We start from the raw sequence: 26,239 nt of genomic DNA on the forward strand, positions 1-26,239 counted from the left end.
AGCACGTCCTCACAAAGCTGCCGCTTTGGTTTCGTGCGATGCGTCGCTGCCGAAGCGTTCCTTGTCCTGTGCGTCGGGGCTTTTTTTCCTGCGAAAAAAAAGCTGCTGGGCGCTGTAGCTAGACATCTATAATTGTTAAAACAGTTATACTTACTTAATAAAGCCTGCAAAGGATTCCGCAATTAATCCTTTGTGATCATTCTTGAAATTACAAGTCGCTGGATCTCCTGGGTTCCTTCGTAGATTTGTGTAATTTTCGCATCACGCATAAACCGCTCAACTGGATAATCCTTTGTATATCCATATCCGCCAAATACTTGGACAGCCTCTGTTGTCACCTTCATCGCAGTGTCTCCTGCAAAAAGCTTTGACATAGCTGACTCTTTTCCGTATGGGAGTCCTTCAGATTCCAGCCAGGCAGCCTGATATGTCAACAGCCTTGATGCTTCCACACTTGTTGCCATGTCGGCAAGCTTGAAAGAGATTCCCTGCTGTGAAGCAATCGGTTTTCCGAACTGAACCCGTTCCTTTGCATACTCAACCGCAGCATCCAAGGCTCCCTGTGCAATTCCGACCGCTTGTGCCGCAATCCCGTTCCGGCCGCCATCAAGAGTCATCATAGCAATCTTAAAGCCTTCTCCCTCACTGCCTAAAAGATTTTCTTTCGGAACCCTGCAATCTTCAAAAATGATTTCAGTTGTAGGTGAAGACCGGATCCCCAGTTTTTTCTCTTTTTTACCTACACCAAAGCCAGGGAAATCTTTTTCGATAATGAACGCGCTGGTTCCCTTTTGTTTAGAGGAAGGATCAGTCAAAGCAAACACTACATATGTGTCGGCAATTCCGCCATTTGTAATAAAAATTTTGGAGCCATTAAGAATATAGTGGTCGCCATCCAGCTTAGCTGTTGTCCTCATTCCGCCGGCGTCTGATCCTGAACCCGGTTCTGTAAGACCGTAGGCACCAATTGTTTTTCCCTCTGCCATTGGGCGAAGATATTTTTGCTTTTGCTCCTCTGATCCAAACTTATAGATCGGCCAGCCTGCAAGAGACGTATGTGCCGATAGAGTTACCCCTGTAGAAGCGCAGACGCGGGAAAGCTCTTCAATTGCGATACAATAGGCCAGATAGTCACTGCCAATTCCGCCGTACTCCTCAGGCCAGGGAATACCTGTCAGGCCAAGTTCAGCCATTTTATCAAAGATTTCGCGGTCGAATCTTTCTTCTTCATCCCTTTCGGCTGCTGTTGGAGCCACTTCATTCCTCGCAAAATCACGAACCATCTTCCTGATCATTTCATGCTCTTCTGATAATTTAAATTGCATGTAGAATCCTCCGTTTCCGCTAAAGCTGTTTACTTATCACGATTCTTTGTATCTCACTTGTACCTTCATAGATTTCGGTTACCTTAGCATCACGGAAATACCGTTCCACCGGATATTCTTTCGTATATCCATAGCCGCCGAAAACCTGGACCGCCTCAATTGAAACCTCAACCGCTGTCCTGGAGGCAAATAACTTAGCCATCGAGGCCTCTTTTTTACAATTAATTCCTTGTGAACGCAAGTAGGCAGCTTGATAGACTAATAACCTTGAAGCTTCAATTGCAGTAGCCATATCGGCAAGCTTAAAGCCTATTCCCTGCTGGACTGCAATCGGTTTTCCAAATTGCTTACGATTCTTCGCATATTGGACTGCATGCTCATAGGCACCTTCAGCGATCCCGAGTGATTGAGCCGCAATGCCAATCCTGCCGGCATCCAGGTTAGCGAGGGCGACCTTAAAGCCGTCCCCTTCCTTGCCTAATAGGTTTGCAGCCGGTACCATCATATCTTCAAAGGTAAGCTCGATCGTCCTTGATCCGAGCAGCCCCATTTTATGCTCATCCTTACCAAACAACAGTCCAGGAGTTCCCTTTTCAACGATAAAAGCAGAAACACCTTTACTGCCAGCTTCCGGATGTGTCGAAGCAAATACAATGTATACATCTGCTTCGCCCCCGTTTGTAATGAACATCTTTGAGCCATTAATCCGGTAAAAATCACCTTCTTTAACAGCCCTGGACTTAAGGCTTCCGGCGTCAGAACCGGCACTGGCCTCGGTCAGGCAAAAAGCGCCTAAATAATCACCAGAAGCAAGCTTTGGTACATATTTTTGTTTTTGTTCCTCGTTTCCGAAATTGAGAATCGGATTGGTTCCGACCGATGTATGAACAGAAAGGATAACACCGACTGTAGGGCTGACCTTCGATATCTCATGAATAGCAATGATATAAGATAGATAATCCATTTCTGAGCCGCCATACTGTTCAGGAACCGGAATTCCCATAAGTCCAAGTTCACCCATCTTTTTAAGAATCGGTCTTGGGAATACTCCCGCCTCCATTTGCTCAAAAAAAGGGGCAATCTCACTTTGTGCAAAATCGCGCACCATTTTTCGCATCATATTTTGCTCTTCATTAAATCTTAGATTCATAGATTATGCCTCCATGATGCCAACAAGCTTTGTAATGTCAAAAGCCGTGACCTTTTTGATGCCAGCGATTGCCTTTCAATCTTTCTTTGCGACCTCAATTGAGGACTACTTTTGTATCACCTTGAGCGGAGACCACTTTTTCTTTCACCAAAACACTTGAAGACCCTTTTCATTCACCATGCCGTGAGCACCTTTAGGCGTCACTATACCCTGACACCTTTTGTTACCACCGTGTGTGGCAACTTATTAGCTGTATTCATAAAAGCCGCGGCCGGATTTCTTTCCAAGCCAGCCAGCTTTTACATACTTTCTTAGCAGCGGACATGGACGGTATTTGTCATCGCCAAATCCCTCATGCAAGGTTTCCATGATATACAGGCATGTGTCCAGCCCGATAAAATCAGCAAGAGTCAGCGGTCCCATCGGATGGTTCATCCCGAGCTTCATCACTTCATCAATTGCTTCCTTGGATGCCACTCCTTCATATAGCGTGTAAACGGCTTCATTGATCATCGGCATTAAAATCCGATTAGAAACAAAGCCAGGGAAATCATTCACTTCAACTGGAACCTTATTCAACGATTTGGACATATCTTCAATAGCGGTATACACTTCATTGGCTGTTGCCAGCCCGCGAATGATTTCCACCAGCTTCATAACAGGTACCGGATTCATAAAATGCATGCCGATTACTTTTTCCGGTCTCTTTGTCGCTGCAGCTATTTCTGTAATAGGAAGGGAAGATGTATTGGATGCTAATATGGCATGTTCAGGAGCAATTTCATCCAGCTGTGCAAACAGCTTAGTCTTGATCTCCATATTTTCCACGGCTGCTTCGATTACCAGGTCTGCGTCAGCTGCATTATTCAGTTCCGTAGAAGGATTAATTCTCCCTAATATGCTGTTTTTATTGTCTTCACTCATTTTTTCTTTTTCCACCTGACGGGACAAGTTTTTATTAATAATTCCCATTCCCCGGTCGACAAACTCTTGTTTAAGATCATGAAGGACGACATTATAGCCGCTCATTGCACAAACCTGCGCAATTCCAGAGCCCATCTGTCCAGCACCGATGACCATTACTTTTTTAATATCCATTGGTACACTCCTATTCGAAAAGCGCAAGCGCCCAGTAACGAAGTAAAGCTCAGTTCGCCACGTCCTCGCAAAGCTGTCGCTATGTTCGTGCGATGTATCACTGCCGCAGCATTCCTTGTCCTGCGGCAACGCCGGCATTAGCACATCGTGTGCGTCAGGCTTTATTTTCCTGCGGGAAAAAAGTTGCTGGGCGCTGCAGCTAGATATCTGTACTTGTAATAAGTTTCCACTAAGTCTTTAATAAATGACTGAATCTAATTCTCGCACACCCGCACATCGAATTTAGCTAAGATTATGCTTGTTTAGGCACTTCTATCAGGATAGCATCACCCTGTCCGCCACCGCTGCAGATGGCTGCAATTCCTAAACCTCCGCCACGGCGCTTTAGCTCATGCATAAGAGTGACAATAATCCTTGCCCCGCTCGCACCGATTGGATGCCCAATTGCTACAGCACCGCCGTTTACATTGACTTTTTCCGGGTCCACATTCGCAATCCTGCTGCTGGCAAGAGCTACAGCGGCAAAGGCTTCGTTGATTTCAAATAAATCTATTTCTTCAAGCGATTTTCCAGTCTTTTTTAAAATTTCATTAATTACTAATCCCGGTGTTTTTGGAAAGTCTTTTGCTTCCACAGCAACTTCTGCGTGTCCAAGAATAAAGGCAAATGGAGTTTTTCCTTCCTTTTGAGCGCGTTCTTCACTCATTAGGACAAGTGCTCCTGCTCCGTCATTAACTCCTGGTGCATTTCCCGCTGTAATGGTCCCTTCGTTATTGAAGGCTGCCCCCAATTTAGCAAGCTTTTCAATAGAGGTATCTTTTCTCGGTGCTTCATCATTTGCAACCGTAACCGGCTCTCCTTTTCGGACTGGAACAGTTACAGGTACAATTTCCTCCGCCAGCACTCCCGCTTCAATGGCTTCAATGGCTTTTTGATGACTGCGGAAGGCCCACTCATCCTGTTCTTCACGCGAAAGCTCAAGATCAGTTGCTGTACTGTTGCCATAAGTTCCCATATGGACGCCTGTGAAACTGCAGCTCAACCCATCATGGATCATTAAGTCCTTCATCGGAGCATCGCCCATACGTAGACCCCATCTTGCTTTAGGGACAAAATAAGGGGCGTTGCTCATTGATTCCATCCCCCCGGCTACAATAACTTCTTCATCTCCAGAACGAATGATCTGATCAGCCAAGGTAACACTGCGAAGTCCGGAAGCACAAACTTTGTTGATCGTCTCCGTCTTTACTTCCCAAGGGATGCCCGCGTGCCTTGATGCCTGCCTTGAAGGAATTTGCCCTTGTCCAGCCTGAAGCACATTGCCCATAATTACTTCATCCACCTGATTTGGCTCTATTCCCGCACGGTTAAGCGCTTCCTTAATAGCGATACCTCCCAGCTGCGAAGCTGTTAAGCTGCTCAAACCCCCTCCAAACTTTCCAAAAGGTGTTCTTACGCCACTGACAATAACTGTTTTCGCCATAATTCTCCTCCTCTTTTCTTTTTTATTTCTTTATTAATATTTTAACTGACTGAACGCTCGTTCACCCCAGCTCGGGACAAAAGCCCGGATTTAGTCCGAGCTGAAAATTCCCTGCTAAAATTAACTAAATAAATGTAAGCGCTTTATTCACTCTTCTATAGTACCAACTTTTATGAAAATATTAAATAATTTGTGATTACATTCCAAAAGTATTTTTGAATTGTCATTTTTTTAATAGTTTAGTTAAAGAAATGCCTGCATCCTTATAATCTCCTTCAAGTGCAGGTGCAGGCATTGTTGTAATTTTATTAAACGGTTTAGGAAACTAACGCTTCTTTTTCACCGATAATGGATTTCTCCAAAAGCTCGGCTACATCATATGTTTTAACATCTTCTTCTACTTCTTTAGCTTTTGTGCCGTCTGTGATCATTGTTAGACAGTACGGGCAGCCTGAGCTAATGACAGAAGGATTCACATCAAGAGCCTGTTCAGTGCGGGCCACATTAATGCGGTGTCCTGTTTCTTCTTCCATCCACATTAATCCGCCGCCGGCTCCACAGCACATTCCTGTTTCACGGTTGCGTTCCATTTCAACAAGCTTTACTCCTGGGATTGCTTTTAGGATATCACGAGGTGCATCGTACACTTCGTTGTATCGGCCCAGGTAGCACGAGTCATGGAAGGTAATCGTTTCGTTAACCGCATGTTGTGGAACAAGCTTTCCTTCCTTTACTAGTTTGGCAAGCAACTCTGTATGGTGATATACCTCAGCCTGCAAGCCGAAATCAGGATACTCATTTTTAAATATGTTGTAAGCGTGAGGGTCGATTGTGACGATCTTCTTCACTTCATTTTTTTCAAACTCTTCAATGTTCTTAGTTGCAAGCTCCTGGAAAATAAACTCATTACCTAAACGGCGCGGTGTATCACCGGAGTTCTTTTCCTTATTGCCCAAAATTGCGAACTTAACGCCGGCCTCATTCATCAACTTGGCAAAGGATAGAGCAATCTTTTGGCTGCGATTGTCATAAGATCCCATAGAACCAACCCAGAATAAGTATTCAAATTCCTCGCCAGCTTTACTAACCTCTTTTACTGTCGGAACATGCACATCATCCCTGATTTCACGCCAGTTTTCTCTTTCCTTACGGTTAAGTCCCCACGGATTGCCCTGACGTTCAATATTCTGCATCGCCCGCTGTGCATCTGCATCCATTTTCCCTTCCGTCAGTACAAGGTAACGGCGCATATCAATAATTTTATCCACGTGTTCATTCATTACTGGACACTGATCTTCACAGTTCCGGCACGTCGTACAAGCCCACAGTTCTTCTTCTGTAATAACCTCGCCAATAAGGCTTGGACTATAATCCAAAGCGGCAGCTGATTCCTGAGCCCCTTGGGAAGCTCCTGCAAGTGCCAGCTGGTTTCCTTTTGTATTGGAAAAAACAAATGTCGGAACCCATGGCTGCTTTGTCGTAATGGCTGCACCCTTGTTCGTAAGATGATCACGCATTTTCAAAATAATATCCATAGGTGAAAGCATTTTCCCTGTACCTGTGGCTGGACACATATTTGTACAGCGTCCGCACTCCACGCATGCATACAGGTCAATTAACTGGTATTGGTTGAAATCTTCAATTTTGCCGGCCCCAAAGGATTCCTGAGATTCATCTTCGAAATCGATCTTTTTGAGTTTGCCCGGGTTATCAAGGCGGCTAAAATATACATTTGCTGGCCCGGCGATTAAGTGGGCATGCTTAGATTGCGGAATATATACCAGGAAAGTAAGCAGGAACAGCAGGTGTATCCACCATGCAATATAAAAAACAACGATGGCTGCTGTTGTGCCCATCCAGCCCAATGCTGCAGCAATGCTGGAGGCAACTGGCTCTGACCATACTCCTGCATGATCGTGCCAGACCATGCTCGCTCCATTTCCTAAAAGCACTGAAAGCATTAATCCGCCGATCAGAAGCAATACGATCCCTGATTTAAAGCCGCGCTTAAGACGGACCAGCTTTTCAACATAGCGGCGGTAGAAAGCCCAGACAACCGCCACAAGGATGACCAGTGTTACTATTTCCTGGAAAAAGGTAAAAGCAGGATATAAAGGTCCAAGCGGCAGATGCGCACCCGGTTTAATCCCTTTAATGATAAAATCGATAGCCCCAAGCTGGACAAGGATAAATCCATAGAAAAACATGACGTGGATCGCCCCGCTCTTCTTATCCTTCAGCAGCTTTTTCTGGCCAAAGACATTGACCCAAACCTTGTCAAGCCTTTCCTTGACACGGTTATCAAACTCGGCTTTTTTGCCGAGCTTAATATATTCCATTCTTGTCCTGATCAAATAGACAAACAAGCTCGCAGCGTAAGCGGTTACAATCAAAAACGCAATAAGATTAATCCACAATAATGGATTCATAATTTCCTGCTCCTTTCCCGGCTTTTAATTAATTTAAAAAATTATAAACTATTCAATTTTTCTGACATATGTAATTATTATTCTTATTATAAAAATGAATGAGCATTCAGTCAACAGTTTTTTCTTCAGAATTACTTCTCGCAGATTTGTTTAACATGGATGAAGCAGCCATTTTTGAGATACGCTATTACTATCATTATAGACTAAGGAGCGGGTTGAATGACAATTGTTTTTATACTACTATTGGCATTTTTATTAGCCGCTCTTTGGCTGCGCATAGATTTTTTACGAGGAAAGAAGCTGCATAAGCAGAAATATGAAAAGAAAGATTATCCGATTAGATATGCTGACTTAAGTTTTTTTACTGAAGGGAAAATGCTATTTTCTGATTTATTCGAGGAAATCCTCCGTGCTAAGCAGCATGTTCATTTGATTTGTTATATCGTACGAGAGGATTCAATAGGCCATCATTTTTTTTCATTATTAAAGTCCAAAGCAAAAGAAGGAGTTGAGGTCAGGCTTTTGCTTGATTGGGTAGGAAGCAACCGCCTCAACCCCACTATAATCAGGGAATTAAAAGAGGCTGGAGTCCATTTTTCATTTTGTCAGGTTCCAAGGCTCCCCTATCTCTTTTATTCACTCCAGGTGAGGAATCATAAAAAAATTTGTGTGATTGATGGCCGGGTGGGTTATCTCGGCGGCTTCAATATTGGCGATGAGTATATTGGCGGGGATCCAAAATTAAGTCCATGGCGTGATTATCACTTAAAAATGACAGGCGAAGGTGTTACAGATTTACAGGCTGAATTTCTCCAGGATTGGCAGAATGCTACTGGGGAGGATTTACAGACTGACCCCAACTATCAATGGCCTGATGAATCCAGAGGAAAATGCCGGCATCAATTTTTCTCTACCGAGGGAATTGGGCTGGAGGAAAATTATCAAAAGCTTTTAAGAATGGCTGAAAAAAAAATCGTAATCGGAACCCCCTACTTCATCCCTAGCGAAAGGCTCATGACCGAGCTTCTGGGTGCACTGGCGAGAAACGTGGAGATAACGATTATCGTACCGCAGACAGCCGATCACTCACTAGTTCGGGAAGCATCCTATCAGTACTTTCGCAGGCTGCTTAAACAAGGGGCTAACATCCTCCAGTTCCAGCATGGCTTCTATCACTCGAAAATCATTTTGATTGATGATAAGGTTTGTGATATCGGAACGGCTAATTTTGATAAGAGAAGCCTCTTCCTTAATCATGAAATGAATTGCTACGTATATGACCCAAGCTGCATTGATGCCCTGAAGAAGGAACTCGATAAGGATATTCGAAGTTCCTTCCCGGTTTCAAAAAAACTGTTGGACAAACCGGGTTTTAGCCTTAAGTTAAAGGAAACCTGTGCCCGCTTGATTTCCAACTTTTTATAATTAAAAGGAGGATGCTATGATAATCCGGTTTGGCTATGTTTCCACAGCAACTTCATTATGGGAGTCTTCCCCTGCCAGGACAGTTACGTTTAAACGATTTCAGGAGCTGGGCAGCAAACAAGGATTTACAAAAGTCCTGGAGATAACCCGCCAAAATCTGAACAATACACTGCGGACCCTATACTATAATGCGGCACATGAAATATCTGTATATCGCCTATCCAGCTCCATCGTGCCTTTAGCCACCCATCCCGAGCTGCTATGGGATTTTGTCACTCCCTTTAAGGAAGAATGGCAGGAAATCGGGGACTGGATTAAGCGGCATAATATGCGGGTTAGCTTCCACCCAAATCAGTTTACATTGTTTACGAGTGATAAGCCGCATATCACCGCGAATGCTGTGAGAGATTTGGAATATCATTACCGGATGTTTGAAGCCATGGGGATACACGGCCATTCCTACATGAATATTCATATCGGTGGCGCCTACGGTGATAAACAGGGTGCACTTGGCCGGTTTGGTGAAAATATAAAACAGCTTCCTGAGCATATCAAACGGAAAATGACCCTTGAAAATGATGATAAAACCTATACAACAGAAGAAACTCTGCGTGTCTGCCAGTCCGAGACAGTCCCGTTGGCATTTGATTACCATCACCATATGGCCAATCCAGGGACAGTTCCGTTAGAGCTGTTGCTGCCGGAGATTGCGTTAACCTGGGCACATACAGGAATACCTCTCAAAATCCACATATCCTCTCCTAAATCAGAAAAAGAATACCGCTCTCACGCGGACTTGGTCGATTTGGATTTTATCATGCCACTGCTGCGGCTAATGAAAGAACTGCAGCTGGATGCCGATTTCATGGTCGAAGCCAAATCAAAGGACAAAGCTATGCTAAAGCTGATTGAAGACGTGGCAAAAATCCGTGGGGTGAAACGGTTGAATGGCGGGACCGTGGAGTGGCGCTGAAAACCCACCGAAAAGCTTGCGGATTATAGGGTGAGGCCGGCCTCACAGGATTGTGGGGCGGGAATTCATTGTTGTGAGACGGATTAAGTTTACATTCTATTTTTACGGAAATTTTCAGGGAAGATGCTTGCTGGGTTAAACCGAGTGAGGTTGTTCATGGGATTTATGCTGGTTCTCCGGTACAGAATCATTCCTTGATTTCAGATACAAAATGTTCACGGAATTCACTGCTGGTTTTTCCAAAAAAATATCGTTCATGGAATTCATTGCTGGTTTTTCTAAAGAATCATTCACGGGATTATTGTTCGTTTTTAATGAATTCATGCCCATTTTTACGGAAAAAAATTACTTTTCTCGGAATGAATGAACAGTTCCACGGAATAAATCATTTTCCACGGAATTAGCCAGCGTTTTCAGGAATTACATTCTGTTCTCATGGAATATAATCGACAGAGTTAATGTAATGGATTCGGATTAATACTCTTTATGACCTCCATCTGTGTCGAATTATGTAGAGAAATCGATATATTTGCAAAGTCGCCGATAAAATTGCCTTAGTCGCCGATAAAAATCAAAAGTTGCCGATAAAATCAGCGAAGTCGGCGATATAATCCCCTGCTGGCTTTAACGGACGCTTTTTTGACCCTTTCATAGCGACACATACATATATCGCTAACCGATATAAAGCAAAAAGTTAATTAATGCGCCTGAAAAATTGACGATAAACGATATAATTGCTCTAAACAGATTAAATCTTGACGATAAAATTCCAATGGCTTGGACAACTCTGATTTTCGTTATAAGAGTTAGTATTTTTTTAAAAAAACTATTAAAAATTATATCGATAACGTCAAATTACGAACTCGAGCAACCGAGCCCGCTATGAAAGAGACCGGTATGGCCCACAAGCCATACCGGTCTCTTTATCTTTATTACATCTTCTCTGGAGCAGAAACTCCAATTATGCTTAAAGCGTTCTTTAGCGTAATCTGAACGGATTTTACCAATGATAAACGTGCTTTGCTTCTTTCAATATGCTCTGCATCCAATACTTTATCAGCATTGTAAAAGCTGTGGAAAGCAGATGCAAGGTCAAAGATATAGTTCGCAATGCGGTGGGGCATGCGCTTTTCTGCTGCTTCTGCAATCGCTTGCGGGAATTCGCCCAGACGCTTTAGCAGCTCAATTTCCTTCTCAGACGAGATGAGCGAATAGTCAGCTTCTCCCTCATAGCTGACTTCCTGCTCGTCTCCCTGGCGAAGGATACTGGAAATACGGGCATGTGCATATTGGGCGTAATATACCGGGTTTTCATTGGATTGAGAAACCGCAAGATCCAAATCGAAATCCATATGGGTATCAGCACTTCTCATAGCAAAGAAGTAGCGTACGGCATCAAGGCCTACCTCCTCAATCAAATCGCGCATCGTCACCGCTTTTCCAGTACGCTTGCTCATCTTCATTTTCTCGCCGTCTTTATACAGGTGAACAAGCTGGATGATTTCTACTTCCAACTTCTCACGGTCATAGCCCAATGCTTCAATGGCAGCTTTCATCCTTGGGATATAGCCATGGTGGTCAGCACCCCAAATATTGATCAGCGTTTCAAAACCACGTTGAAGCTTGTCGCGGTGGTAAGCGATATCAGGAAGCAAATACGTATAAGACCCATCCTGCTTGATTAAAACGCGGTCCTTATCGTCTCCGAGCTCTGTAGACCGGAACCAGGTAGCGCCATCCTGTTCATAAATATGTCCTCTTTCTTTTAAAGCAGAAAGTGCTTCATCAATCTTGCCGTTCTTGTACAATGAGGTTTCTGAATACCACACATCAAAACCGACGCGGAAGTTTTCCAGGTCATTTTTCAGCTTTTCCATTTCATACTTTAAGCCGTACTCGCGGAAAAACTCAAACCTTTTTTCCTCAGGTTCATTAACAAACTTATCACCGTATTCTTTAGCCAGATCTTGACCGATTCCAACGATGTCTGCGCCATGGTATCCATCCTCCGGCATTTCCTTATCGAATCCTAGCGCCTGGAAATAACGCGCTTCAACGGAAGCAGCAAGATTATTAATCTGATTTCCAGCATCGTTAATGTAATATTCACGAGACACATCATAGCCTGCTTTAGCAAGCACATTGCATAGGGAATCGCCTACTGCAGCACCGCGGGCATGTCCAAGGTGCAGATCTCCTGTAGGGTTAGCAGAAACAAACTCTACCTGGATTTTTTCTCCCTTGCCAAAATCGCTTTCCCCATAACGCTCACCCGCTGCTAAAATAGCCGGGACTAGCTCAGTAAGATAGCTGTTGTCCATATAAAAATTAATAAACCCAGGTCCTGCAATTTCTATTTTTTCAATGGATGCCTTTGAACGGTCAAAGTTTTCAATGATGGCTTCGGCAATCATGCGCGGCGCTTTTTTTGCTACCCTTGCCAGCTGCATGGCCATATTGGAAGAGTAATCCCCGTGAGCTTTTTCTTTTGGAATTTCCAGCACTACATTTGGAATCTGGTCTTCAGCCGCCAGCCCTCCTTTTTGCACCGCAGCTTTAATTTCCTGTTTCAGCTTGTCTTGAACCTGAGCAACAATGTTCATCGTTTATGCTACCTCCCTGTATTTTATCGACATTTTATAAAGACCAAGACTGTCTCCGTTCATTTCGAGGTTATAACGAAAAATAATTTCTTCCGAATTGTCCTGGCTTATTTTATGTGCCATTTCATGAGTTGTGGTTATCATCGGCAAGGTTCCATAGATGCTTTGATAGTGCCCGTTTGTCAGCTCGCCTGGCCGGAACACCTGCCGCATTTTGACTGCACCGCTTCTCATCAGCAGCGCCTCTTCTTTGGTATATTTTATAGTAGTTTTGATAGTACCGTTTTCACTGGCTTCTTCAAATTGCAAATATAAAGCTGAACTCTTAAACATTTGCGTGCCGGATAAGACCAGTTCATATGTCTGGGTTTCTCCGCCGTTATGTATGGTTGTTTTAAGTGTAATGGCGACACTTTTCCTGTCTGTACCATTAAGCGACATCTTGACCGCTCCCTTAATTTATGCCTTATAACTTAATAAGTATAATTATTCTTTCCATAAGTTTCAACCTATCCTCATTCGAAAAGCGCAAGCGCCCTGAAAGAGGAACGCCGGCGTCAGCACTTTCTCACAGAGGAAGAACCGCTAAGGCCGCCACGTCCTGTGGCTACGTCGGCACTAGCACATCTTGGCGTCAGGACTTTATTTTCCTGCAAAAAAAGTTGCCGGACGCTGGAGCTAGACATCTGTAACTGTTGAAAAAGCTTTATCTATCTTTAAGAAAAACAGCCCGGAGATCATCCGGACTGCAATCTTATTATTTTCGTTTTTGAACCCAGCCAAGAATCATTTCACGGATAAGCTTGCTGGCTGTATTTGCTGTTTGTTCTGATATGTCATAAATCGGGGCAACCTCTACCAAGTCACAGCCCACCACATTGATGTCTGATTGAGCAATGGCATGAATCGAAGCCAATAACTCTTTTGAAGTGATGCCGCCTGCATCGACAGTACCTGTTCCAGGAGCGTGCGCCGGATCAAGAACATCAATATCAATTGTTACATAAACTGGACGGCCCGCTAAGGTTGGCAGAATTTCCTTTAATGGCTCAAGCACTTCAAATTTGGAGATGTGCATTCCATTTTCCTTTGCCCATTGAAATTCTTCCTTCATTCCTGACCGGATTCCAAATGAATAAACATTCTTTGGTCCAATGTGCTCGGCAATTTTACGGATTGGAGTTGAATGGGAAAGCGGCTCCCCTTCATATTCCTCACGAAGGTCTGTGTGAGCGTCCATATGAATAATGGCCAAATCAGGATATTTCTTCGCAACGGCCTTCATAACCGGCCAGGAAACCAAATGCTCTCCGCCCATTCCAAGCGGAAACTTATCTTCAGCAAGCAGCTTATGGATAAAGTCTTCGATTATATCAAGGCTGCGCTGTGGATTCCCAAATGGCAGCGGGATATCTCCAGCATCGAAATACTTAACTTCTTCAAGCTCGCGGTTTAAATACGCGCTGTACTCCTCCAAACCTATTGAAACCTCACGAATCCTTGCCGGGCCGAAACGTGAGCCTGGGCGGTAGCTTACTGTCCAATCCATCGGCATTCCATAAATAACAGCTTCTGATTCTTCAAAGTTTGGGTGGCTTTTTATAAAAACATTTCCTGAGTATGCTTCATCGAAACGCATGGAGAATCCCTCTTTCTTTTAAAAAATTTCATGAACCATGAGAAAACCTTGCCGCCAGACAAAAGGAACGTCGACTAAAAACTGGCAGGGTTGAAATTTAAGGCCATTTCAACCTCCGTCCTGTGCCAAATGCCGACGCCAGCACATCCTCCCAAAGCTAAACGCTTTGTTTCGTTCGATGTATCGCTGGCGTAAAGTTCCTTGTGCTGTCACAAAGGCAAGGTGCTAAACAATATTAATTATTTAATCAAATCCTGGACGAACTTCGGCAATACAAACGCGGCTTTATGAAGTTCTTTTGTGTAATACTTTGTTTCGATTTCATGGAAACGCTCTTCGCTTACGTTAAGAGGGTCATGTTTTTTAGAACCGATTGTGAATGTCCACAATCCGCTTGGGTAAGTAGGAATGTTCGCAACGTATAGACGCGTAATCGGGAAGATTTCCTTAACATCTCTTTGTACATCTGTAATAAGGTCAGCCTTAAACCAAGGGTTATCTGTTTGAGCTACGAAAATTCCGTCTTCTTTAAGCGCTTTTGAGATTCCAGCGTAGAAGCCCTTTGTAAATAGGTTCACCGCAGGACCGACTGGCTCTGTAGAATCAACCATGATAACATCGTATTCGTTTTCGCTCTTTGCGATATGCATGAAACCGTCATCTACTTGAACATCCACACGCGAATCGTCTAACATTCCTGCAATCTCAGGAAGGTATTTCTTGGAATACTCGATAACCTTGCCATCAATATCTACAAGTGTTGCTTTTTTTACGCTTGGATGCTTCAGGACTTCACGGATAACTCCTCCATCTCCTCCGCCTACAACCAGCACATTTTCAGGATTCGGGTGAGTAAACAATGGAATATGTGCGACCATTTCATGGTATACGAATTCATCTTTAACCGATGTCATGACCATGTCATCAAGAAGAAGCATATTGCCCCATTCTTCTGTCTCAATCATATCAAGCTTTTGAAAGTCTGTTTGCTCTGTATGTAAAGTACGATTTACCTTCATCGTAATGCCAAAATTCTCTGTCTGTTTTTCAGTAAACCAAATTCCCATTGTATCTCTTCCTTCCTTTTTTGTATTTATCAAAGTTATCGCTTTCAAGAAGCAAGGCAAGTCCCCTAGTTTCCGGAGAAATACAGGTAACCTAACTTTATATCCAGTCACTATTAAAGTTCCCCAACAAAAAAATTAAAAACCAAGAAAAGCGCAAGAGCCCAGGGGAATGCAGCAACAAGTGGTGATCCAACTTAGTCCACAGCACATGAGGTTTTTATTTTCAGGAGGAAAAACGATACTGGGGCTTCCAGCTAGACATTTGTTTTAGTTAAAAAAAATTATATTTATTCACAAGAAAAAACTCGGTGATTGCCGAGTCATTTGCTAGAGAAAAGTATAAGGCAATCTAGCAAAATTGCAAGAAAAAAATTGTTCTATTAATATCAATGTTTAAAAACCACTGTTTTTTTTCATACTGAATAGTATTACCTATGGTCGAAGAAGGTGAAGTTAGTGGAATTGATTACAGGACAGAATTTTAAACGAACCGCAAAATACATTCGGGCAGCAGTAATTATTGCAGGCCTTATGTCCATTTTGCTTTTACTGGCAGCTTTTTCGCTGTTCACCTATGCCAAAATTTTAGGTGCCCCGCCGTTAGCTGTTCCGCAATCAACCATTTTTTTTAGCGAAAATGGAGATGTAATCGGAGAAAGCGATAATGGACAAAAACGGTATTGGGTAAAGCTGGACGATATTTCAAAAGAATTAATAGATGCAACCATAGCCGTAGAAGACCAGCATTTTTACAATCATTACGGCTTTGACATGAAGCGGATTGCCGGTGCTGTTATCGCCGATGTCCGGGCTATGGCAAAGGTCCAGGGAGCCAGTACGATCACCCAGCAATATGCCCGGAATTTATTTCTCGGACATGATAAAACATGGCAGCGCAAAATTACCGAAGCATTTTATACTCTTCGCCTTGAAATGAATTATTCTAAGGAAGAAATTTTAGAAGGCTATTTAAATACCATTTATTATGGGCATAGAGCCTATGGTGTCGAGGCTGCCAGCCAGTATTATTTTGGCAAGTCAGCCAAAGAGCTTACTCTTGCGCAAGCCAGCATACTTGCCGGAATTCCAAAAGGCCCTGCCAACTATTCACCGCTGGAGCATTTCGACAGGGCAAAAAATCGGCAAAGCATTGTATTGAAGTCCATGGAAAAACAGAAGTTTATAACTGCGGCTGAGGCTGAGGAAGCGAAACTAACAAAATTGACTTTAACGGGAAAGCATCCATCATCAGAAGAAAAAACTGCGCCCTATTTCCAGGACGCTGTCCAAAAGGCAATGAAAAATGAACTCGGACTGGATGAGCGGACGATTCAACTCGGAGGGCTAAAGGTCTATACGACCCTGAATAAAGAAAAACAAAAAGCTGCAGAGGAAGCCTTTGACTCCATTATGTCGGATCGATCGGAGATACAGGCCGCTCTTATTGCAATGAATCCAAAGAACGGAGAGGTTGAGGCTCTGGTTGGCGGCAGAAACTATAAGGAAAGCCCCTTTAACCGGGCAATTCAAGCGGTACGACAGCCTGGATCAACAATCAAGCCGCTGCTGTATTACTCTGCACTGGAAAAGGGATTTACTCCTTCCACCACTTTAAGAAGTGAAAAAACAACTTTTACCTTTGATGACGGTGCGTCTTCTTACACTCCGCATAATTTTAATCATCAGTATGCGGAGGGAAATATTACATTGGCTCAGGCTATCGCTCTTTCAGATAATGTTTACGCTGTTAAAACCCATATGTTTCTTGGCGAAGATGCTTTAATAGAAACAGCCAAGAAATTTGGCATTGCCTCGAAATTGTCAGCCGTGCCGTCGTTGGCACTTGGTACCTCAGGGGTCCGGATGCTTGAAATGGTAAATGCTTATGGGATCCTTGCGAACGGAGGAAAAGAAGTAGAACCTGTCTTCATCAAACAGGTTGTAAACCATAAAGGCGACGTTATTTACAAGCATGAACCACATAAGAAACGGCTATTGGATGCTGACAAAGCCTATGTTATGACACAAATGCTGACAGGTATTTTTGATAAAAAGCTGAATGGCCATGCGAGCGTAACCGGAACAGCAATTTTACCGCAGCTTACACGCCCATATGCGGGGAAATCGGGCACGACTCCTTCAGATAGCTGGATGATCGGTTACACGCCACAGCTTGTTGCCGGTGTCTGGGCCGGATTTGATCATTCTCAAAGGATTGAAGCTGCAGAAGATAAAACCTATGCCAAAAAGATTTGGGCCCGCTTTATGGAGAACAGTCTTGAAGGAGAGCCGGTAAAAGGCTTTAAGCCCACTGAAGGCGTAAGAGGTGTGAAAGTCGACCCAACTAACGGTCTGCTCGCGACGGAGGATTGCCCGGTTGCCCGTACGACCTATTTTGAAAAAGGGACAGAACCAACCGAATACTGTACAGTTCACATCCATGATGGGTTATTTCAAAACGATAGCAAAACTCCAGCTGAGAAAAAAGCATGGTATAAAAAATTCCTTGAATTTTGGGATTCTGAATAAAAATAAAAGGGCTAGCGCTCAGGTTAGCCCCGACAGAATTGTGACGGCTTTTGGCCACGATACAGCATAAGACAAGCGCTGACAGAAGGCTCTTTTTCCTTCCGAAGCGATTGGCTTATGACCAAGGTTGCGATGGCACTTGGTTGCGATGGCTTTTGATCGCAACTTGATCGCAACACAGGGTTGTGATGGCCTTTGGTTGCGATGGCACTTGATCGCAACTTGGTCACAACATTCGAGGCCGACTAAGATCGCCACGTCCTCACAAAGCTGTCGCTTTGTTTCGTGCGATGAGTCGCTGCCGAAGCGTTCCTTGTCCTGTGCGTCGAGGCTTTATTTTACTCCGTAAAAAAAAGTTGCTGGGCGCTGGAGCTAGAGATTGACCAACTAATTTCGAAATCCACAATTACAAGAGAATTATGGTTCTTAAAGCAATGGAAAAACCCCGGGGCATAACGTCCTGGGGTTTTTCCTGTCCTAGTTGTACAGCGTCTGCACGCTGTTAATAAGTTTACCTGATTTTATGAAATTTCTAAAGACCATTTCATGTAATATTCGAAATTTTTCTCGAAATTGACAAAATTATTTGTAATTAAGACACTTGCAGGTCCTGTTTTAATTTATCTGATGACCGATCCCAGATTTCGCGGTTATGGTTCTGCAGGAATGTTGCAAGGATCTTTTTTGAACGTTCGTCCATATGATCTACCATAATATGCCGTTTTAATGACTTATCCATCTTGTTCACATGTTCAGGAAGGGATTTATAGCCTCTTCTAATTTCCCTGTCCACTGTCATTTCACAGGCTGTCACCCCGGCATAGAGCGGGCCATCCACCGTTGCTTCAATTGTAACCCAGACGAGCCAATATGGTTTTCCATTTGGCACTTTGTCTTTATCGGGAAGAAACTTTATCCCCTTTTCCACAGCGCTTCTTGCATGCATAGCGCCAACATCGACCACAGCATCACCTGCTTCAACGTCAATGATAACAGGAGAAATATTATCAAGGGTAAGCACTCCGGCACCATACCCTTTATGACCAGCCATCGGATCATTTTTTACGATATTAAAGCCCATCTTTTTTTTCGGCTGATTATCCATTGTATTGCCTCCTTACTTTTGAATTGTTAAAGAAAAATTGCTGAAAAGAAGTCCGCCATCCCTCCAAGGATAAATGGGAGAACAACCCCGAATAAAGGCTGGATTGTATATTGGTCAAGCGGGGTAATCATCAAAATTAAAAAGATTAATACTCCGTAAACTTCATATTGTGTCATCTTGGCCCGAATATCGGAAGGAGCCAAATCCTGTAGAATCCGCCACCCATCCAGCGCTGGCAAAGGAAGCAGATTAAAAATAAACAAGATGATATTCAGCTGGATAAACATATCGAGAAACTGGCGAATAAAGTCAGGAAGCTGACCAGCCATGCCTGCCGCCGCCAAGCCATACCAGATAATAAAACCGAGACAAGCCAGCAGGAAATTGCTGAAAGGCCCTGCAAATGATACCGCTACACCGGCGAGGCGCGGATTCTTAAAATGATACCGATTGACTGGGACCGGCCTTGCCCAGCCAAATCCGGCAATCAGCAGCAGGATCGTTCCGACAGGATCAAGATGATTTATTGGATTTAACGTTATTCTTCCCTGATTCTTCGCAGTTGGATCACCAAATTTATAGGCGACATACGCATGCGAAAACTCATGGACTGTAAAAGCAATCAGCAATGTTACGATGACATAAGGCAGTTCTTCCAAAGAAAACGCTAAAAATTGTTCCAAACCGCTTCTCCCCATTCTTTTTCTTACACTCAGTATACATTAAATGATTATAGATGTTAAAAATCAAGATACCAATCTTGCGTTTAGTTTAGCCATATGAAACACTATTAAAATAAAATATGAAAGGAGGGTTTACAGCATGCCTTATGTAACTGTAAAAATGCTTGAAGGCCGTTCAGAGGACCAGAAAAAAGCGCTGGTTGAAAAAGTAACAGAAGCAGTTGTGGAAACCACAGGAGCTTCACAGGACAAAGTAGTTGTTTTTATTGAAGAAATGCCTAAAAACCATTACGCAGTCGCTGGAAAGCGATTGAGCGATCAGTAAAAAATAAAAGGGCAAGCGTCCCTGGTAGAGGAAGAACAGCTAAAGCAGACACGTCCTGTCCGTCGGGACTGGGCGCTAGCTAGACATCTTTACTTGTTAAAGAAGTTCCATTTTTTTATTAAAAAACCTTGTCACTCTTCTGCTATTCGGAAGTGACAAGGTTTTATCAATACTTTTTGTATATCTGTTTTTCGACTGGCTATGGATCTATTCAAGATTCGTAATGAATACACCGCCAGCTCCGATCCCCAAAACTTTATTTCTCACACTGTCGCTCGCCCAGCAGCTTGCTGGAGCAGCCCCTTTTGCTTTAATGAGTCAATATAAGCATAGGCATCAGCCATTTCTTCTAGTGTGTAGTTTTGTTTGCTTTTTAAGGTAAAGACCTTTTCAGCAACTTCTTCTGGGGGAAGGCTGTCAAAATACAGTACGGTTGAAACCAATTCAAGGAACCTTGCAGACTGCTGATTCATATCCATCAGACAATCATCAAGCGCCGGCATGCTGATTTCATGCAGGCCCAGAAATTCCTTGCCTGATTCGGTGACCGAATAGCGGTACTGCCAGTAGCCTGCCTTTTTTTCTTTAACCTCATCCAGGTACCCCATGTTGCAAAGCTCTTCAATCCGGAGTGTAAGCTCTTCAGAATACGGTCCATAAAAATGAAATTGAAATTTTTCCTGAAACGGAAATGATATTTTCTTGGCAATAAAAATAATTTTCTGCAGCTTTTTCCTTCCGACTATTTCCCCTGCTGAAAATATTGCATGTATAATTTTAGCATGATCCTTAAACAAGGCATGTCACTCCTCAACCTATATTAAAAACGGCGCCGGCAAATGCAACATCGACTTTCTTCTAAGCTATATGGGGCTGGCCTTCTCTAGACAGCAGTATTTGCTGAACAGGTTATCCTTTTCATATCAGCATCACATCAGCATCAATTGCAGTATGTAATGCACCTTGGCCTATTCCAATTCCAGCAACCGTCTTATCTGTTTCTTTATATTCTTTTTTGCAGAATCATCCCAGAGCAAATCTTCCGGAAAGTATAATTTATGGTCAGTTCTTCTTTTTCCGGAAATGGCATCAACGATTTCCGATTCACGTGACAATTCCCGGATATCCCCATCCTTTTTCAGCAGATGGATCGGCAGCCGTTCTTCCTCTTCACCTGGCCTGTAAAAGTCATAGGGCAAGTCCGAGGAGGAATCTACTACCAGATAATAGTCCGGATTAATGGCCGCTTTCCTAAAAAGCTTATTCAGCTCCATTAGCTTGTTCATTTGATCATTGGATGGATGGAACTCTACATATTTAAATAGATTCCGGTTTACAAAACGTCTGCATAAATCCCGGAGAATCGCATCCTCTTCTTCCTCCCAGATTTGGAAATAATAGAACATGATTGCTTCATCAAGCTTTAGATATTCGCTTACCGACATATTCCCTGTCAGCATGGAGTAAAAGTGAACCGGTTCCTGCTGAAATTTATAGCCAGTTTCATATAAGTGCTTGGCACGGTGCAGAATTTTCGTGAGTATGACCTCTGCACTCCTTGTTACAGGATGAAAGTAGACCTGCCAATACATTTGATAGCGGCTCATAATATAGTCCTCTACCGCATGCATCCCGCTCTGCTTAATCACAACTTGGTCCTCTCGCGGCCTCATGACACGCAGGATTCGTTCCATGTCGAAATGACCGTAGCTGACCCCGGTAAAATAAGCATCACGCTGAAGATAATCCATCCGGTCAGCATCAATCTGGCTTGAAATTAAACTGACTACCAGCTTATTCTGATATGTTTTGGCTATCACATCGGCCACTTTCTTCGGAAAATCCTCACCTACCCGCTTCAGTACAGTGTTGACCTCCGTGTTCCCGACTACAATTTCCCGGGTGAAATGCTCGTGATCCAGATCAAATACTTTTTCAAATGAATGAGAGAACGGACCGTGCCCTAAATCATGAAGCAGGGCCGCACAAAGTGATAACAGCCGCTCCCCTTCATCCCATTCCGGCCGTCCTTTAAAAACATCATCGATAATGCGGCGTACGATTTCATAGACACCAAGCGAGTGGTTAAGGCGGCTATGCTCGGCGCCGTGAAAGGTTAAGTAAGTGGTTCCAAGCTGTTTAATCCTTCTAAGCCGCTGAAATTCCTTTGTTCCTATTAAATCCCAAATAACCCTGTCCCTTACATGAATATATCGATGGACCGGATCTTTAAATACTTTTTCTTCTTTAAGTTTTTCAGCGGAATATGCCATGGACTACCCTCTTTTTCGTTAAGGCTTTCTTTGCTATTAGGAAAGTATAACTTTTTTGACAAGTACATATGTCTAGCTTCAGCGCCCAGCCCCTCGAATGTTGTGACCAAAGGCCGTCACAACCCTGATCATAAGCCAATCACTTCGGAAGGCAAAAAACGCCTTCTGTCAGTGCTTGTCTTATGCTTGTCGGGGCTGAACAGGGCGCTTGCGCTTTTCTATGATGTCTAGCTACAGCGCCCAGTAACTTTTTTACAGAGTAAATAAAGCCCCGACGCACAGGACGTGCTAGTGCCGACGTCGCCACAGGACAAGGAACGCTACGGCAGCGAGGCATCGCACGAAACAAAACGACAGCTTTGTGAGGACGTGGCGATCTTAGTCGGCCTCGAATGTTGGGACCAAGTGCCATCGCAACCTTGGTCATAAGCCAATCACCTCGGAAGGAAAAAACGCCTTCTGTCAGTGCTTGTCTTATGCTGTATTGTGACCAAAAGCCGTCACAACTCTGTCGGGGCTGAACAGGGCGCTTGTGCTTTTCTTACAGACTAGTATGCTTCCATTATAGCTTGCTTTCCAGCATCTTCGATAGGCTTGCCCTCAAATTTTTAACAGAGGTCTCTGTAGTTTTTCTTTAAGAAGTTATTAAATATTTTTACCCTTATTTTACAATTAAAAACAGTTCAATTGCTCTCGTAAAAAAAGTAAAAATCACCCGTCATGTGCTTCAAGGTGACTTATTTATAGCTGCCGTTCTTATTTTATTTTTTTCTCAACCTTTTCTATTAGCTCATCTTCCGTAGGAGCTGAAACCGGCCGGTTATTTACAAATGCAAATGACTTTTTTCTGCCGGGACCGCAATAGGATTGGCAGGCGATTTCAATACTCGCATCCGGATCAAGCTTTTGCAGCCGTGGAACAAGAGTTTTTATATTGGTAGCCTGGCAATCGTCGCATACTCTAAATTCATTCGGCATACTCGGGTCACCATCCTTCCTGGTTCATTTATCAGTTAAGCGCAACACGCTTGTAAGAAGTGATTTCTAGCTTGTGAGGAAACATAGGAACAGCTTTCCCGCTGCCATGCCCTGGACCATCAACACGCAGAAAACCTTTTATTTTGCATGTAATATATGGCCTCATCCTTATGAGTCTCCTGAGGTCTAAGGGGTATTTTACAGTGTCTGCTTCCTAATTTCAAGTTGATGTTCAATGGGATCTTTGTGAATAGGCAAGCGCCCTGACAGAGGAAAAACGGCTAAAGCCGATACGTCCCCACAAGATTTCCGCTTTGTTTCGTGCGATGTATCGCTGATGAAGCATTCCTTGTCCTGTGGCAACGCCGGCACTAGCTCTGCTGTGCTTGTTAAAATAAAAAAACTATTATCCTTTTAAGTTTTTTGAATAAAACTTTACTAATTTGTCCAAAATGATGACTAGAGCAAGCATGAAATTATTAATTCATGCTAAAAAAACCAACCAGCAAGCGTCATTCAGCAATAAACCAGCCGTAATTCATGAGGCTGGCGATACTTAAATGCTGCAGGATTGCTGTTCGACGGATAATAATCAATAGAAAGGGAGTAGGTAGGATGAAAGTAAGACAAGATGCTTGGACAGAAGAAGATGATCTGCTTTTAGCAGAAACGGTACTGCGCCACGTTCGTGAGGGAAGTACACAGTTAAACGCATTTGAGGAGGTCGGCGATAAACTGAACCGTACTTCTGCAGCTTGCGGATTCAGATGGAATGCAGTTGTTCGCCATAGTTATGATAAAGCTCTTGCACTAGCAAAAAAGCAGCGCAAACAGCGTCAGCGCATACTAGGGAAAGATCAGGGAGGAAAGAAGAAATTGCTATACTCACCCCCTGTGCCAACCATTCAGGATATAGGAATTACACAGCCTATTGAAGAAGAAGAGGAAGATTTAGAAACTATCAGTTATTCTGTTTCTGAGCATACAAATCAGTTAGAACTCGGTGAACTTATAGAATTCGAACAGGTCAAGCAGCCTGTATATCGGGAACAAAACCTGACAATGGACGCAGTTATTTCCTTTTTGCAATCGCTAAACGGCAGCACCCTTCATTCCGAAATATTAAAAACAGAGAACGAAAGATTGCGGCTGGAAATCAAGGATCTGAAACAACAAAATCAGGAGCTTGAAAAGAAAGTTTCCCAGCTTGAACAGAATGCCGTTATGATTCAAGAAGATTATGAAACATTAATGAAGATCATGAACCGGGCCAGGAAGTTAGTGCTGCTGGACGAAGATGATCGCCCTGCGACGAAATTTAAGATGGACCGAAACGGCAATTTAGAGAAACTAGCTGAATAACAAAATAAGTCCAAGCGGAGAGGAAAATGGCAGCAGCTCTTGTTACTATAAAAGGAGCTTCGTAAGTTAGTTTGTAAGACAGCGATTTCCCCGTAAAAAAAAAGGCATTCCTGCGATAATTTCTCCAAATTATCAACAGCAATGCCTTTTTCTCTGCAAAAAAATCATATATATAGTACTTCTCAAAACATCAGGAATTGAAAGACATTGCGTCCTATTTACCCAAAGCCATGAACACTTTTTCATTCCGTTCTGCTATTCTGGCAAAATAGGACTCGTAAACAGGCAGCTCCTCAGGAGATAGCTGGGAAGAGTAAATGCTTCCGCTATAAATTTTTAAATTCTGCAAAAGCCGAAGCATTACGTCCTCAACACGCAGCTCTGTGTTCAGCAGTTCGGATAAGGAAGCCATAACCCCTGGATTAATTAATGGATATGAAAATTTTGTTTCCGCATCGGCCTTGGCCAAATGATAAAAGTCCCTGATCAAACCAGCTCGATCAGCCCCGCTGCCCGTTACACAAAGATAGATTTGGACAGCAACTCCATTTCGAATACGCCGCTGGGAAATCCCAGCGAACTTCTTTCCATCTATGCTTAGATCATAACTCCCCGGGCAATAGGAACCTTCAATCTCGTACGCATCAATTTTTACATTGAAATCCTTAAACATTGAGTTGATCAGGCTCCACATTGCTTCATACCCTCGGTTAATATCTATTTTCCTTTCCGCTTCCGGAAAAATAAGTGAAATATTCAGGACCCCTTCATCGAGTACAACCGCAAGACCGCCAGAGTTTCTAACGATAAAGTTATATCCTTGATTTTTTAGAAAGGTCAGTCCCTTTTCCAAAAACGGCAGCTTTGTATCCTGTATGCCAAGCACCACTGTCTTTGAATGAACCCAAGCTCTGGCAGTGGCTGAAGACTTTCCGCTGCCCGCTGAGAAGCATAATGTATCATCCATTGCGAAGGACTGGAGCGCATGAAAATGAGGACCAAGCGATGATTGGTCAATAATACGCCATTCTCGCTGATTCAATAATGAAACCTCGTCGGCCATAAGTATGCTCCTTTAGCTAAAAAAATCATATTTATTATACCATAATCTTTTTGAAGCAAAAAAAGAGCGCAGCCTTGCCGCCAGCCTTACAGGCAAAAAAAAAGAGACAATCTTTCGGAAAGATTGCCCGTGCTCTTTAAAAAGAGAAGAAAGTATTACTTTTTTAACCCGTAGGATGTCTAGCTTCAGCGCCCAGCAACTTTTTTTTCTTAGGGAAAAAAAGCCCTCGAATGTTGTGACCAAGAGCCGTCACAACCCTGGTCATAAGCCAATCACTTCGGAAGGCAAAAAGCGCCTTCTGTCAGCGCTTGTCTTATGCTTGTCGGACTTGCACAGGACGTGCTGGCGTCGGCGTTTGGCACAGGACGTGCCAGACCTTAGCCGATGTTCCTTCGTCAGGATGTGGGTCAGAACGGCGTTGCCACAGGACAAGGAACGCTACGGCAGCGAGGCATCGCACGAAACAAAGCGACAGCTTTGTGAGGACGTGGCGAACTTAGCCGTTCTTCCTCTGCCAGGGCGCTTTCACTTTTCTAAGATGTCTAGCTTCAGCGCCCAGCAACTTTTTTTCTTAGGGAAAAAAAGCCCTCGAATGTTGTGACCAAGAGCCGTCACAACCCTTTGTTGCGATCAAGTGCCATCGCAACCCTGGTCATAAGCCAATCACTTCGGAAGGCAAAAAACGCCTTCTGTCAGCGCTTGTCTTATGCTTGTCGGACTTGCACAGGA

At 43.5% G+C, this 26,239-nt stretch carries 21 protein-coding genes; 5 read left to right on the plus strand and 16 right to left on the minus strand.

Features of this window, described 5'->3' with window-relative positions; translation table 11 throughout:
- Positions 1-182 precede the first annotated feature (182 nt).
- From D0469_RS04685 to D0469_RS04705, 5 genes are all read right to left on the minus strand, one after another.
- A complete protein-coding gene (locus D0469_RS04685; RefSeq protein ID WP_117325488.1) occupies positions 183-1,325 on the minus strand; it encodes an acyl-CoA dehydrogenase in 1,143 nt (380 codons plus the stop codon).
- Between the two features lie 19 nt (positions 1,326-1,344).
- Complete coding sequence (locus D0469_RS04690) at positions 1,345-2,475, minus strand: acyl-CoA dehydrogenase (protein ID WP_117325489.1); 1,131 nt, start codon at positions 2,473-2,475, stop codon at positions 1,345-1,347.
- A gap of 246 nt (positions 2,476-2,721) precedes the next feature.
- Positions 2,722-3,573: a 3-hydroxybutyryl-CoA dehydrogenase gene (locus D0469_RS04695; RefSeq protein ID WP_117325490.1), complete on the minus strand. Its 852-nt coding sequence runs from the start codon at positions 3,571-3,573 to the stop codon at positions 2,722-2,724.
- Positions 3,574-3,865: 292 nt separating this feature from the next.
- Entirely contained in the window at positions 3,866-5,056 is a 1,191-nt protein-coding gene (locus tag D0469_RS04700; RefSeq protein WP_117325491.1) for an acetyl-CoA C-acetyltransferase, read from the minus strand.
- A 317-nt stretch (positions 5,057-5,373) separates the two neighbouring features.
- Entirely contained in the window at positions 5,374-7,485 is a 2,112-nt protein-coding gene (locus D0469_RS04705; protein WP_117325492.1) for a (Fe-S)-binding protein, read from the minus strand.
- Between the two features lie 219 nt (positions 7,486-7,704).
- Here D0469_RS04705 and cls point away from each other — a divergent pair, with 219 nt between their 5' ends.
- Together cls and uvsE are read left to right on the plus strand one after the other, a co-directional pair.
- Entirely contained in the window at positions 7,705-8,910 is a 1,206-nt protein-coding gene (gene cls / locus D0469_RS04710) for a cardiolipin synthase (protein ID WP_117325493.1), read from the plus strand.
- Positions 8,911-8,926: 16 nt separating this feature from the next.
- Complete coding sequence (uvsE, locus tag D0469_RS04715; protein ID WP_117325494.1) at positions 8,927-9,883, plus strand: UV DNA damage repair endonuclease UvsE; 957 nt, start codon at positions 8,927-8,929, stop codon at positions 9,881-9,883.
- Between the two features lie 932 nt (positions 9,884-10,815).
- Here uvsE and argS read toward each other — a convergent pair.
- The 4 genes from argS to speE form a co-directional block, all read right to left on the minus strand.
- Positions 10,816-12,486 carry an arginine--tRNA ligase gene (argS, locus tag D0469_RS04720; protein ID WP_117325495.1) on the minus strand — a complete coding sequence of 557 codons (1,671 nt, stop codon included), beginning with the start codon at positions 12,484-12,486 and terminating at the stop codon, positions 10,816-10,818.
- Between the two features lie 3 nt (positions 12,487-12,489).
- Complete coding sequence (locus tag D0469_RS04725; RefSeq protein WP_117325496.1) at positions 12,490-12,927, minus strand: DUF1934 domain-containing protein; 438 nt, start codon at positions 12,925-12,927, stop codon at positions 12,490-12,492.
- A gap of 316 nt (positions 12,928-13,243) precedes the next feature.
- Positions 13,244-14,125, minus strand: a complete 882-nt coding sequence (speB, locus tag D0469_RS04730; protein WP_117325497.1) for an agmatinase — start codon at positions 14,123-14,125, stop codon at positions 13,244-13,246.
- Positions 14,126-14,364: 239 nt separating this feature from the next.
- Positions 14,365-15,192 carry a spermidine synthase gene (speE, locus tag D0469_RS04735; protein WP_117325509.1) on the minus strand — a complete coding sequence of 276 codons (828 nt, stop codon included), beginning with the start codon at positions 15,190-15,192 and terminating at the stop codon, positions 14,365-14,367.
- A 456-nt stretch (positions 15,193-15,648) separates the two neighbouring features.
- On the opposite strand from speE, the gene D0469_RS04740 reads away from it, so the two are divergent.
- A complete protein-coding gene (locus tag D0469_RS04740) occupies positions 15,649-17,721 on the plus strand; it encodes a transglycosylase domain-containing protein (protein WP_117325498.1) in 2,073 nt (690 codons plus the stop codon).
- A gap of 592 nt (positions 17,722-18,313) precedes the next feature.
- Here the strand turns inward: D0469_RS04740 and D0469_RS04745 are convergent.
- Together D0469_RS04745 and D0469_RS04750 are read right to left on the minus strand one after the other, a co-directional pair.
- Entirely contained in the window at positions 18,314-18,826 is a 513-nt protein-coding gene (locus D0469_RS04745) for a YwhD family protein (protein WP_117325499.1), read from the minus strand.
- Positions 18,827-18,852: 26 nt separating this feature from the next.
- Entirely contained in the window at positions 18,853-19,509 is a 657-nt protein-coding gene (locus D0469_RS04750) for a site-2 protease family protein (RefSeq protein ID WP_117325500.1), read from the minus strand.
- A gap of 139 nt (positions 19,510-19,648) precedes the next feature.
- Here D0469_RS04750 and D0469_RS04755 point away from each other — a divergent pair, with 139 nt between their 5' ends.
- Positions 19,649-19,834: a 2-hydroxymuconate tautomerase gene (locus tag D0469_RS04755; protein ID WP_117325501.1), complete on the plus strand. Its 186-nt coding sequence runs from the start codon at positions 19,649-19,651 to the stop codon at positions 19,832-19,834.
- A 263-nt stretch (positions 19,835-20,097) separates the two neighbouring features.
- On the opposite strand, the gene D0469_RS04760 is transcribed toward D0469_RS04755, so the two are convergent.
- The 4 genes from D0469_RS04760 to D0469_RS21840 all read right to left on the minus strand — a co-directional run bounded on the left by D0469_RS04760 (position 20,098) and on the right by D0469_RS21840 (position 23,251).
- Entirely contained in the window at positions 20,098-20,631 is a 534-nt protein-coding gene (locus D0469_RS04760) for a YwgA family protein (protein WP_117325502.1), read from the minus strand.
- Positions 20,632-20,802: 171 nt separating this feature from the next.
- Entirely contained in the window at positions 20,803-22,107 is a 1,305-nt protein-coding gene (locus D0469_RS04765) for an HD domain-containing protein (RefSeq protein WP_117325503.1), read from the minus strand.
- A 756-nt stretch (positions 22,108-22,863) separates the two neighbouring features.
- A complete protein-coding gene (locus D0469_RS04770) occupies positions 22,864-23,085 on the minus strand; it encodes a DUF1450 domain-containing protein (protein WP_117325504.1) in 222 nt (73 codons plus the stop codon).
- Positions 23,086-23,116: 31 nt separating this feature from the next.
- Complete coding sequence (locus D0469_RS21840; RefSeq protein ID WP_267897282.1) at positions 23,117-23,251, minus strand: hypothetical protein; 135 nt, start codon at positions 23,249-23,251, stop codon at positions 23,117-23,119.
- A gap of 449 nt (positions 23,252-23,700) precedes the next feature.
- Here D0469_RS21840 and D0469_RS04775 point away from each other — a divergent pair, with 449 nt between their 5' ends.
- Positions 23,701-24,447, plus strand: coding sequence for an RsfA family transcriptional regulator (locus tag D0469_RS04775; protein WP_117325505.1), 747 nt, complete (start codon positions 23,701-23,703; stop codon positions 24,445-24,447).
- 214 nt (positions 24,448-24,661) lie between these two features.
- On the opposite strand, the gene D0469_RS04780 is transcribed toward D0469_RS04775, so the two are convergent.
- Positions 24,662-25,510, minus strand: coding sequence for a lipoate--protein ligase family protein (locus D0469_RS04780; RefSeq protein WP_117325506.1), 849 nt, complete (start codon positions 25,508-25,510; stop codon positions 24,662-24,664).
- Between the last annotated feature and the right edge of the window lie 729 nt (positions 25,511-26,239).

Source organism: Peribacillus saganii (assembly GCF_003429095.1).
Taxonomy (GTDB): domain Bacteria; phylum Bacillota; class Bacilli; order Bacillales; family DSM-1321; genus Peribacillus; species Peribacillus saganii.